Origin of the sequence: Luteitalea sp. (genome assembly GCF_022842525.1) — a bacterium.
Lineage (GTDB): Bacteria > Acidobacteriota > Vicinamibacteria > Vicinamibacterales > Vicinamibacteraceae > Luteitalea.
This window is the reverse complement of sequence record NZ_JALHPM010000185.1, coordinates 1-11,968: the sequence shown is the minus strand read 5'-3', so window position 1 is coordinate 11,968 and position 11,968 is coordinate 1. Positions and strand designations below refer to the sequence as shown.

Genomic DNA, 11,968 nt, shown 5'->3' with positions numbered 1-11,968 from the left:
GCTCCGGGGTCGAGTTCGCAGAGCAGCGTGGAGTGGTGACCGGCCATCTGAAGACCGAGTTCGATCCCGCCGATGCCCGCGAACAGCCCCGCTACTCTCAAGGTGTTCTTCGCCACACCGGAAGTATGCCCTGAACAGCCACCGCTGTTGAGTACTGAATCCCACTTCTTCGCCGACGGCGCTGTCAGACGATCAGCAGCCCCACAGGGCGCGCGAGGAATCCGGCGTAGCGCTCGACCTCGGCTTCCAGCGCCCGCTGGATGGCCGGGGCCGGCGCGTCGAGCAGATGCACCTCCACGCTGACCGGCGCGGTGGCGCGGGCTGGGATCGTGCGCCGCCAGCGGCCGCCATGGCGGCCGTCGATCATGACCGGCTGGCTGAGCAGCGCCGACTGCGCGAGCGTGGAGGGCTCGGCGCCCGCGTGGAGCAGCGGACGGCGGTCCCGGTAGGCCACCGTGTACTCGTCGAAGTTCGACAGCAGATGGACCACCGGCGCGTTCGGGCGCGTGCGGCCGTCGCGCGCACCGTACTCGGTGCCGTCGCCCGCGCCGGACCAGTGCGGCACACCATCGATGCGGTGCGCGATGAGCGCATCGCCCGACAGGCCAACGCCCTCCCGCACGTCACGGATCGTCAACCCCGACCACCAGGCCGCGTCGTGCGCCGTGGCTGGCCCATGGCTCGTGAAGTAGCGGGTCATCAGGGCGGCGAGCGCATCCTCGCGGCTCCGCGTCGCGGCAGGAGCCACGCGCTGGTCCACGAGGACGTACGTGAAATGACGACCCTGCCGAGGTCCGCTGCAGATCAGGCCGCTGAGTTCGGCGTGCATCAGCAGGTGCGGCAGGCGCTGCCCCTCGGTGGCGATGCCGGCCCGCCCGAGCTGATCGCCGAGCGCATGGCGTGTCAGATGAGGCACGTCGCCGAGCGCTCGCGCGAACACCTGCTCTGCCTTCGAGAAGGTCGCGGCATCGAGTCCCAGCTCCGTGTAGCGCGCGGCCTGACTGGCTCGCACGCGCGGCCCCGTGAGCGCCAGCAGCCAGCGCAGGTCCTCCGGCGCCACGACGTGCCACGTCGGCCGCAGCACGTGGGTGCGGATGATGTCTCCGGCGTCGAGCGCTGCCAGGACGTCGGACTCGCAAATCCGCGTCGATACGCGCCTCGCGAGGGCCCACGTCGCGCCAGGCACCTCCTGCGCCTGCACCGCCCCGAACCAGCGGACCACCGCGCCAACCGACGGCAGACCCTCGCCGAGCAGGTGCTGGTGGTGAAGACGATCGCGCAGCAGCAGAGGGGGGCCTTGGGTCTTGGGCCCTGGGCCTTCGTTTTGAGCCCTGAGCCCAGAGCCTTGAGCCCCGTCTACTGCTGGCTCGTCGCGGGCGCCGTCGCCGGGCGCTGCCCTGGCGCGGGGCGCGGCGCCGGCAGCGGCTTGCGCGGAAGCAGCGCGTCACGGTTGGCCGCCTGATACGCGAACGAGGCCACGACAATGGCGTTCTGGATCAGGTCCTGGGGAATCGCGCGCTCGTACACGTCGAGGTTCGTGTGGTGCGTGCGGGTGCTGTACTCCAGGGGATCCTGAACGAACTGGAAGCCCGGCAGGCCGACCGCGTCGAACGACAGGTGGTCGGTGCCGCCCGTCGGGCGGATGGTCGCCGTCGTCATGCCGAAGTTCTGGAACGGCTTCATCCAGGCCCCGAACGTCGGGGCGACCGCTTCGTTGCCCTGGAGGTAGATGCCGCGGAAGGCCCCGCCGCCGTTGTCCATGTTGAGGTAGACCGACAGCTTCGCGTGCTCCGGCTTCAGCTTCATGTCGGCCGGGTCGGCGAAGTGCTCCTTGACGTAGGCGCGCGAGCCGAGCAGGCCCTGCTCTTCGCCGGTCCACAGCGCGAGGCGGATGGTGCGCCGCGGCTTCAGGCCCGTGGCCTTCAGGATGCGGAGGGCTTCCATCATCACTGCGGAGCTGACGCCGTTGTCGGTGGCGCCCGTGCCCGAATGCCACGAGTCGAAGTGCGCGCCGATCATCACCACTTCGTCGGCCTTGTCGGTGCCCGGGATCTCGGCGATCACGTTGTAGACGTCGGCGCTCGTGTCGATGAAGCGGTTCTTCACGTTCACCGTCAGCGACACCGGGATGTTCTTCTCGAGCACCCGCTGCAGGCGGCCATAGTGCTCGGCGGCGAGGACCACCTGCGGCAGCAGGGCCTCCTCGTCCTTCGTGCGTCCGCCCTCACCCGGCGACGTGCCCTGCACGCGGATGGCGCCGTTGTCGCCGCGGTCGCCCGGGGACATCTCGAGCACCGCCAGCACGCCCTCGTCCTTGTAGAACTTCATCCGCTTCTCGCGGAACACGGCGATGCCGGCAAACTGGCCCATCTGGGCGCGGTAGCGGCGCATGCGGTCGTCGCCACCCACCTGCTCCCTGGCGAGATCGGCCAGTTCCTTGTCGGTGTAGCGCCGGAGGGGCGACTCGAAGAACGCCTGGAAGTCGCGCGTCGGCGACTGCAGGATGAAGGTGTTCTTCAGCTTGCCCTTGTACCTGGCGAAGTCCTCTTCCTTGTCGATCACCGCGAGCACCGCGGTGCCCGTGACCTCGCCGGCCGTGCCGGGCGTCCAGGCCTTCGGGTAGCCCTGGATGACGAACGGCTGTGGCGTCGTCATCGTGATCGACGTGTGGTCGTTGACCCAGCCGCGGCCGAACGGTCCCCACTTCTCGGTGTGGACGTTGGCCAGGCCCCACGACGTCATCTGCGTCTGCGCCCACGCGGCCGCCTGATGCATCAGCGGCGAGTTGGTGAGGCGCGGGCCGTGGACGTCGGTCAGGTAGCTCAGCGTCTCCATCACCTTGGAGTTGCTCGTGCCCTCCTGCTTGATTCGGTAGACGGCGTCGAGGTCGGCCTCGTCGCGCACCTGGGCCATTGCGGGCGCAGCCAGCGCCGCCGCCAGGGCGACGGCGGTCACGGCGCGGCGCACCCCGCCTGGAAGGGTCGAACACATCATCGGAACACTCCTTGGAAACTCGGATGCCCGGCGCTCCGGGCTACAGCGGAGAACGACGGGCGAACGCCTGATGTTACCGCTCCGTCACGCCAGGGGCTGAGCCGGTCCCTGGATCGGGGCGTTGTGCCGCGACTCTGGACAGCCTCCAGCCTGGTCGTGGGTCCGATGCAGCGGCGACGCGTGGCGATGCGCGACGGCTCCGCCGCCGACTGTAGGCGTCGACCTTCAGGTCGACGCGCAGCGGCACATTTCACATGGGAGGGACGCCTCGGCGAGGCGTCCGGTGAGGCTAGTTGCCGGCGACGGGCCCGGGCGAGGCGGTGACCGCGCGGGCGAGTTGGCCCAGCGGGCGATCGGGCGCACCGGCGAAGCGATAGGCCTGGCGGTCGCGGTGTTCGACGTAGGCGGCGAGCGCGGCGGAAGGAATCGGCTGCCCCGGGGGCAGCTTCCGGTGCTCGTCGAGCGGGTTCACGTGCGTGCCGCCCTTGAGCAGCTCGTAGTGCAGGTGCGGCCCGGTGGAGAGCCCCGTGGACCCCACGTACCCGATCAGCTCACCCTGCGACACCCGCATCCCGGCGCGCAGCCCCGACGCAATCTTCGAGAAGTGCAGGTAGCGGGTCTCGTAGCCGTTGTCGTGCTTGATGTAGACCGAGTTGCCGCCCCCACCCGTCCAGCCGGCGCGCGTCACCGTGCCGCTGGCCACCGACAGCACCGGGGCCCCACTGGGGGCACCGTAGTCCACGCCGCGGTGGGCGCGGGCGGTCTTGAGCACGGGGTGGACGCGGCGGAACGAGAACCCCGACGTGACGCGCGGCTCGAACTTGAGCGGCGACTTCAGGAAGAAGCGCCGCATCGAGCGCCCGTCCCGGTCGTAGTAGTCGGCCTTCTGCCCGGGAATGGCGTACCGGAAGGCTTCGAAGCTGCGGCCACTCGTGGTGAACCGGGCCGCGACGATGTCGCCGTAGCCGCCGAACTCGCCTTCGCGCACGACCTTCTCGAACAGGATCTCGAAGGAATCGCCGGGCTGGAGTTCGTTGCCGAAGTCCACTTCTCCTTCGAAGACCTTGGCGAACTCGAGCGCCAGGCTGATGCTCTCGCCGGCGACGTTCACCGCGGCGATCAGCGACGGCGCCTCGCGCGAGATCTCGCCCCGAATCGACATCAGCGCCTTGTGCTTCTCGTACGGCAGCACCTGGACGTCGTAGTCGGGCAGCGCATCGGCAGCCTTGTCGTCGCCGCCGACGACCTTCAGGAACTTGTCGGCGTCGATCTGGTAGGTGAACTCGCGGATCGCCCCATCGAGGCCCACCTGGAGCCGGTACGGGCGATCGGCGCGGATGCGGCGCAGGTCGAATTGCTTCTTCGCCGCCTCGACGAAATGATTGACGATGTCGTCGCTGACCTGATGGGCACGGAGCAGGCTCGCCAGCGTGGCGTTGCGGGGCACACGGGCTTCGATCAGGCGCGTGGCCTGCTCCTGCACCTGCACGGCGGCCAGGCTCGTCACCGAGGCCTGCTGCGCCGGCTGTGCCGAGCAGCCCGCCAGGGCGACGACAGCTGACAGGGCGAGAGGGAGGGTTCGCATCGTCACGTCGGAGGGCAGGATACAAACATTTGAATCGGCGAGCTACGGAAAATTGTCGTTGCTGCCGATACTGTAGCGATTCGCTGCCCCAAAAACGTCATGGGCAGAGCTGGGGGCGCGGTCTGGCGAACCCCGGTCCGGGCGACCGGCGCATGCGTACGTCCCTCCTCGGCCTGCTGTTGGTCGCCCTCCCCGTGGCCGCCAACGCCCAGGTCCACCGGACGGCCGCGGCCATCGACGCCGAACTCCTCGAGGTGATGCGGCTGACCGGGGCCCTTCGCCTTCATGGTCATGCAGCTGGTCGAGGAGGGACGGCTGGACCTCGACGCCTCCATCGCGACCTACCTGCCCCGGCCGCTGCCCGACTCTCCGCCGATGGCCGGCACCGGCCCATGGGCGGACCTGAAGGGCGACGAGCGGTGGCGGCAGCTGACGCCGCGCATCCTGCTGACCCACGCCTCCGGCTTTGCCAACTTCGCCTTCCTCGAGCCCGACGGCAAACTCCGCTTCCACTTCGACCCCGGCACCCGGTACGCCTACTCCGGCGAGGGACTGATCCTCCTGCAGTTCGTCCTGGAGCAGGGGCTGGGACTCGACGTCGGCGCCGAGATGCAGCGTCGCGTCTTCGATCGTGCCGGGATGACACGCACCAGCATGATGTGGCGCGCCGACTTCGCCACCAACCTCGCCGACGGCTGGGACGCGCAGGGCAAGCCCGTGCCCCACGACCAACGCAGCCGCCCGCGCGCCGCCGGGTCCATGGACACGACCATGGCCGACATCGCCCGATTCGCCGCCGCCTACGTGCGCGGGGAGGGACTCTCGGCGCGTGGCCGCGCCGAACTCACCCGGCCGCAGCGCCCGATCACGACCGCGTCGCAGTTCCCGTCGCTCCAGCCGGAACTGCCGGTGGACCGTCGCCGACCGGACCTCGCCGCCGGCCTCGGCGTCGTCGTCTGCGACGGTCCGCAGGGCCCCGGCTTCTTCAAGGGCGGGCACAACGACTCGACGGCCAACACCTGGGTGTGTGTCGAACGCGGACGGGCGTGCGTCGTGATCCTCTCCAACGACGTGCGGGCCGAACCGGCGTTTCCGCGGCTGGTCGCCTTCATCCTCGGCGAGACCTGGGTGCCCTGGACTTGGGAGTACGGCGGGATGACGTTCCTCTCGCACTGAGGCGATTTCCCGCCTCGCCCCGTGGGTATTCACTAGAATTGTCCCGTGGCTCTCGTTCGACCGTTCCGCGCTCTCCGTCCCCGTCCCGATATCGCCGCCGAGATGGCGTCCGTGCCCTACGACGTGGTCAACGTCGAGGAGGCGCGCGCCCTGGCGCAGGGCCGTCCCAACAGCCTGCTGCACGTGTCGCGCGCCGAGATCGACCTCGCGCCGACCGTGTCGCCGTATGCCGATGAGGTCTACACCCGGGCCTGGGAGACCTTCGAGGCCTTCCGCTCGAGCGCGCTGATTCAGGACCAGGCCCCGCGCCTCTACGTCTATCGCCTGCGCATGGGCGACCACGAGCAGACCGGTCTGGCCGGTGCCTTCTCCGTGGACGAGTACCGTCGCGGCGTCATCGTCAAGCACGAGCGGACGCGCAAGGACAAGGAAGACGATCGCACCCGCCACATCACCGAGCTCCGCGCGCAGACCGGGCCCGTGCTGCTGACCTTCCGCGACACCCCCGCGGCCGCCGCGGCGCTGACCGACGTGACCGCGGGAACCCCTCTCTACGACTTCGTGGCCGAGGATGGCATCGGGCACACGGTGTGGGCGGCCACCCCGGCACAGGCGACCGCCTTGCAGGCCGCCATGGCCGACGTGCCCCAGCTCTACATCGCCGACGGGCACCACCGCGCCGCCAGCGCCGCACGGGCGCAGGAGGCGCTGGGCGCCGAGCCCGATGAAGAAGCGGCCTTCTTCCTCGCCGTCGCCTTCCCGGATACGCAGATGCGGATCCTGCCGTACCACCGCGTGGTCAAGGATCTCAACGGCCACACGCCGGAGGCCCTGCTGACGGTGCTGTCGCAGCGCTTCCCGATGACGGCCGGGTCGCCGGACCCCTCGCGCAAGGGCGAGTGCGGCGTCCACATCCGCGGCAAGTGGTACACGCTGACGCTCGGCGACGACACCACCGACACCGCCGATCCCATTCGCACCCTCGATGTCTCGCGGCTACAGGACCAGATCCTCGCGCCGATCCTGGGGGTGGCCGATCCGCGGACCGACACCCGCATCGACTTCGTCGGCGGCATCCGCGGCACCAGTGCCCTCGAAGCGCTCGTCCGGAGCCGCAAGGCCGAGATCGCGTTCTCGATGTATCCCGTCACGCTCGGCGAACTCATGGCCGTGTCCGACGCCGGCGCCATCATGCCTCCCAAGTCCACCTGGTTCGAGCCCAAGCTCAGGGACGGCCTGCTGATCCATGAAATCTGATCAACGCCTGTTCAACTTCTCCTCGGGCCCGGCGACGCTGCCCGAACCCGTGCTGCGCGAGGCGCAGCGTGACCTGTTCATGCTGCCGGGCGTCGGCATGTCGGTGATGGAGATCAGCCACCGCTCGAAGGCCTTCGACGGCATCCTCGAGGACGCCGAGGCCACCCTGCGCGACGTGGCCGGCATCCCCGACAGCCACGCCGTCCTGTTCCTCCAGGGCGGTGCCAGTCTGCAGTTCTCGATGCTGCCGATGAACCTCCTCCCCCCGGGGCAGAGCGCCGACTACGTCATCACCGGCGTCTGGGGGCAGAAGGCCATCGCCGAAGCGCAGAAGGCGGGGACCGTGCGCGTGGCCGGGACCACCGAGCCCGACGGCTTCCGTCGCGTGCCGCGCCAGGACGAGCTGCAGCTCGACCCGGCCGCCGCCTACGTGCACGTGACCACCAACAACACCATCTACGGCACCCAGTGGCCCACCATGCCGCTGACCGGCGACGTCCCGCTGGTCGTCGATGCCTCCTCCGACATCTTCAGCGCGCCGATGGACGTGGCGCGCTTCGGCGTCATCTACGCCGGCGCCCAGAAGAACCTCGGGCCCTCCGGCGTCACCCTCGTCGTCATCCGCAAGGATCTGCTGTCGCGTTCGTCCAAGGCGCTGCCGACGATGCTGAACTATGCGGTGCAGGCCGCCAACGGCTCGCGCTACAACACGCCGAACACGTTCGGCATCTACATCCTCGGCCTGGTCGCCCGCTGGATGCAGGGCGAAGGTGGCCTCGAGGCGATTGGCCGCCGCAACGTCCGCAAGGCCGGCACGCTCTACGCCGAGATCGATCGCACGGGCTTCTATCGCGGTCATGCCGATCGCGACGCGCGATCGCTCATGAACATCACGTTCCGCCTGCGCGACGAGGCCCTGGACGAGGCGTTCGCGACGGACGCGACCCGAGAGGGCCTCGACGGGCTCAAGGGTCACCGCTCGGCCGGCGGTTTGCGGGCCTCCATGTACAACGCGTTCCCGGAGGCCGGGGTCGAGACGCTCGTCCAGTTCATGCGCGAGTTCGAGCGCACGCACGGGTGACCGTGTCTCCCGTCTTCCGTAGTCAGGAATCATCGTGAACTCCCCCCGTCAGTGGTGCGTGGCGCTTCTCGCCACGCTCGTCTTCTCCTCGCTCGGCGCCGCGCAGCCTCCGGCGGCTGACCTGCGCGTGCGCGTGTCCGACACGCTCGGTGATCCCATTGCCGGCGCCAGCGCCGTCGTCACTGCCGAGGATGGCGGTAGCGGTCGAGCGGTGATCACCGGGCCCGATGGCGTCGCCACCGTGCCGGTCCCCGAGCGACCGGGGCCCCTGCTGTTGCGCGTGTCCGCCCCGGGATTCGCCGAGCACCTCGAGGCCCTGCAGCCTGGCTCCGCGGCCTTCGACGTCACGCTCCAGCCAGCGGCGCGGACCGAGCAGGTGACCGTCACCGCCGGGCGCCGACCGGTGCGAGGGGCCGAACTGCCGGCCGACGCCACCGTCCTGTCGCGCCGCGATCTCGAAGTGACGGCCGCCGGCACCCTCGACGACGTGCTGCGACTGACGCCGGGCTTCTCGCTGTTTCGGCGGTCGCCGTCGCGAACGGCCAACCCGACGACCCAGGGCGTCACGCTGCGGGGGTTGTCGGCCTCTGGCGCCAGCCGCACGCTGGTGCTGGCCGACGGTGTCCCGCTGAACGACCCGTTCGGCGGGTGGGTGAGCTGGGACCGCGTGCCGCAGGTCGCCATCGACCGCGTCGAAGTCGTCCGTGGCGGCGCCAGCGATCTCTACGGCGCCGACGCGGCCGGCGGCGTGATCCAGGTGCTGTCCGTGGAGCCGTCGTCGCCAGTGGCGCGCCTGCTCGTCGAGGGCGGCAGCCAGGCGACGGGCCGGGTGTCGGCGCTGGCCGGGACCCGCCGCGGGCCCTGGCTCGGCTCGGTGTCGGGGGAATGGAGCACGACCGACGGCGCCATTCCGATTGCGCCGGAGATTCGCGGCCCCATCGACGTGCCGGCGGGCGTCGAGTCCTCCGTGGTGTCGGTGAGTGCCGGTGCCGCCATCACGCGGCTCTGGCGCACGTCGCTGCGCGCGCAGGTGTACGACGAAGACCGCACCAATGGCACCCCGCTGCAGGACAACGACACCAACCAGCGCCAGGCGAGCATCGACGTCACGGGCGCCGGACCCTGGGGCGACCTGCGGGTGCGCGGCTTCGCGCTGGGACAGGGCTACGACCAGGCGTTCTCGGCGGTCAACGCCACGCGCACCGGCGAGACCCTCAGTTCACGCCAGCGGGTCAGCGCCACGAGCGCCGGGGCGTCGGCCGAGTACGTGCGGGCAATCGGGCGCGTCGTGCTGCTGGCGGGCGGCGACATGCGTCGGGTCGAGGGCGACATGATCGAACGGCGCCCGACGGGCGCCCCGACCATCGCCGATGGCCAGCAGGACATGCTCGGCGGCTTCGCGCAGGTCACGTGGGCGGCCGCGCCGCGTCTCGTCGTGGTGGGCGGGCTGCGCGGCGATGCCATCGATGTCGACACGACGCCCGGCGGCACGCGCGACATCAACGCGCTCTCGCCCAAGGCCTCCGTGGCCTGGTCCGCGCCGCACGCGTTCACCGTGCGGGCGAGTGGCTACCGCGCCTTCCGTGCGCCGACGCTCAACGAGCGGCTCCGCTCGTTCCGGGCCGGCAACGCCCTCACCCAGAACAACCCCGCGCTCGAGATGGAACGGGTCACCGGGGGCGACGTCAGCCTCGCGTGGGAGCCGCGTCGCGTCTCGCTGCGCGCGACGCTCTTCGCCGCCCGCCTCGAGGACGCCATCACCAACGTCACCGTGACCAGCACCCCCACGCTCATCACTCGCGAACGCCGCAACGCCGGCGAGATCGGCGCACGTGGGCTCGAGGTGGAAGGGCGCGTGCAGGTGCTGTCGTCCCTGTCGGTGGCCGGGACCCTGGCGTGGACGCGGTCCCGCTTCGACGAGTCCGGCGAACCCGGCCTCCAGGGCAACCGCGTCCCGCAGGTGCCCATCGCCCAGGGCGGTGTGGACGTCCGCTGGCAGCCGTTCGCGCCGTCGATGATCGCCGCCCAGGTCCGGTGGACCAGCAGCCAGTTCGACGACGACCGCAATCTGTTCGAGTTGGGGACGTCGACGGTGGCCGACCTGATTGGGGAGCACCGCTTCGCCGACGCCCTGCGTGGCTTCGTCGCCGTGGAGAACCTCTTCGACGCCGACTACGACACCGGCCGCACGCCGCAGCGCACCGTCGGCCCACCCCGACGCGTCCGCGCCGGCGTCAGGGTGACGTTCTAGCGCACCGGGGGCCGGCGCCGACGGGGACGTCGCCGCCGACGTACGCCGTCGTCCTCGGGCACGGGCGTCGGTGGATCTTCGCGCAGCAACGTCTCCCAGTGCTCGACGACCTCCGGGTACTCCCCGTGGATGTCGAGCCAGGTCAGGGCATCGCGGAAGGCGCCGCGGTGCATCAGGGCGCGCTGCACGCGGGCCGGGGCGTTGGTCTCGAGCAGGCGCTTCTGCAGCGACAGCAGGTGCCGCAGCTTCTCGATGTCCTTGCGGGCCACCTGCATCTGCCCGAGCATGTGCGGCGCGTCGCGCTCCCAGTCGTCGTGGTACCGGTAGCGATGCCCCTCGTCCTTCAGCAGGCCGAGCGGCAGCAGCAGCGTGCCGGCCAGAATCGGATTGCTCAGCGTCTCCGGGGCGTCGTCGAAGCGACGGCGGTAGGCGTCGACGGCCTCGAAGGCCTCGGTGAGCGGACCATCGTCGTTGAGCAGCTCGGGGGACATGTGCTCGAGCAGCCCGCTGTCGGCGAGGTGGTCGAAGCACGAGCGCGCGTGCCCACTGCGCAGAATCTTGTAGTACTCCTCGAGCAGGCGCGCCGACGACGCCTGGCCGATGAGCGGGGCCTTGCGCTCGATGGCGTCCATCACCTCGCCGTCGACGCTGAAGTCGAGACGGGCGGCCAGGACGAGCGCCCGCAGCATGCGGACCGGGTCTTCCACGAACCGCACGTCGGGATCGCCGATGCAGCGAATCAGCCGCTGGTCGAGATCCTCGAGGCCGCCAGTGTAGTCGATGATCGAGAAGGTCCCGATGTCGTAGAACAGGGCGTTGACGGTGAAGTCCCGGCGGAAGGCATCTTCCTCGGGCGTGCCGTACTCGTTGTCGCGCTGGATCGGCCGGTCGATGATCTCGGCCGACACATCCGCACCCGGATCGGCGACGATGGGCAGGTCGCCGTCGTCCGGATGATCGGGGCGGAAGTGTTGCTCCTGCGGCTCCGGGGTGCCGGTCACCTGCTTGCGGAACGTCGCGACCTCGATCGTCTTCGTGCCGTAGCGGATGTGGGCGAGCCTGAACCGCCGTCCGATGATCCAGCAGTTGCGGAAGAGGCGCTTGACGTCGTGCGGGTGCGCGCTCGTTCCGATGTCGAAGTCCTTGGGACGACGATGGAGGAGGAGATCGCGTACGCTGCCCCCCACGAGATAGGCCTCGAAGTTGGACGCGTGCAGGCGGTAGAGGACGCGGAGGGCATCGGGGTCGATGTCCCGCCGCGAGAGGCCATGCTCGCTCCTCGCGACGACAATTGGAGTGACCACGCCTCGGGAGTATAGCAAGTCGCCGGGGTTCGAGGTTTGGAAGTGGCTGACATGCAAGCACTTACTGTTTTCATTCACGGATGGGCCGGTCTGGCGCTCCTGATGGCGGGCAGCGCGACGGTGCTGGCGCAGCCGGCACCGGTGGACCCGCTGGCGCGCGCCAGGCAGCTCTACAACGCCGAGAAGTACGACGAGGCCATCACGGCGGCGCGCGACGCCGCGGCACGGCCGGGCTCGAAGAACGAGGCTGGGTTGCTGCTCGGGCGGGCCCTGCTGGAGCGGCATCGCGCCAGCCGGGTGGCCGGGGACCTCGACGCCGC

At 70.2% G+C, this 11,968-nt stretch carries 7 protein-coding genes and 2 pseudogenes; 5 read left to right on the top strand and 4 right to left on the bottom strand.

What is annotated here, in order from left to right; all coding sequences use genetic code 11:
* Window positions 1-184 precede the first annotated feature (184 nt).
* The 3 genes from Q0C41_RS25410 to Q0C41_RS25400 form a co-directional block, all read right to left on the bottom strand.
* Window positions 185-1,222: a winged helix DNA-binding domain-containing protein gene (locus Q0C41_RS25410; RefSeq protein ID WP_291988714.1), complete on the bottom strand. Its 1,038-nt coding sequence runs from the start codon at window positions 1,220-1,222 to the stop codon at window positions 185-187.
* 134 nt (window positions 1,223-1,356) lie between these two features.
* Window positions 1,357-2,994 (bottom strand): M20/M25/M40 family metallo-hydrolase, encoded by a 1,638-nt coding sequence (locus tag Q0C41_RS25405; protein ID WP_291988712.1) that lies wholly within the window; start codon window positions 2,992-2,994, stop codon window positions 1,357-1,359.
* A 289-nt stretch (window positions 2,995-3,283) separates the two neighbouring features.
* A complete protein-coding gene (locus tag Q0C41_RS25400) occupies window positions 3,284-4,579 on the bottom strand; it encodes a M23 family metallopeptidase (protein ID WP_291988710.1) in 1,296 nt (431 codons plus the stop codon).
* Between the two features lie 285 nt (window positions 4,580-4,864).
* Here Q0C41_RS25400 and Q0C41_RS25395 point away from each other — a divergent pair.
* The 4 genes and pseudogenes from Q0C41_RS25395 to Q0C41_RS25380 form a co-directional block, all read left to right on the top strand.
* A pseudogene (locus Q0C41_RS25395) lies at window positions 4,865-5,755 on the top strand (serine hydrolase domain-containing protein); the annotation flags it as partial.
* A gap of 45 nt (window positions 5,756-5,800) precedes the next feature.
* Entirely contained in the window at window positions 5,801-7,012 is a 1,212-nt protein-coding gene (locus Q0C41_RS25390; protein ID WP_291988706.1) for a DUF1015 family protein, read from the top strand.
* Window positions 7,002-8,093 carry a 3-phosphoserine/phosphohydroxythreonine transaminase gene (gene serC / locus Q0C41_RS25385; RefSeq protein ID WP_291988704.1) on the top strand — a complete coding sequence of 364 codons (1,092 nt, stop codon included), beginning with the start codon at window positions 7,002-7,004 and terminating at the stop codon, window positions 8,091-8,093. Before Q0C41_RS25390 ends, serC begins: the two co-directional genes overlap by 11 nt.
* Window positions 8,094-8,127: 34 nt before the next feature.
* Complete coding sequence (locus tag Q0C41_RS25380) at window positions 8,128-10,344, top strand: TonB-dependent receptor (protein ID WP_291988702.1); 2,217 nt, start codon at window positions 8,128-8,130, stop codon at window positions 10,342-10,344.
* Here Q0C41_RS25380 and pcnB read toward each other — a convergent pair.
* Window positions 10,341-11,648, bottom strand: coding sequence for a polynucleotide adenylyltransferase PcnB (pcnB, locus tag Q0C41_RS25375; protein ID WP_291988700.1), 1,308 nt, complete (start codon window positions 11,646-11,648; stop codon window positions 10,341-10,343). The genes Q0C41_RS25380 and pcnB overlap by 4 nt on opposite strands.
* 51 nt (window positions 11,649-11,699) lie before the next feature.
* Between pcnB and Q0C41_RS25370 the strand changes: the two are divergent.
* Window positions 11,700-11,968 (top strand): annotated as a pseudogene (locus Q0C41_RS25370) (hypothetical protein); the annotation flags it as partial.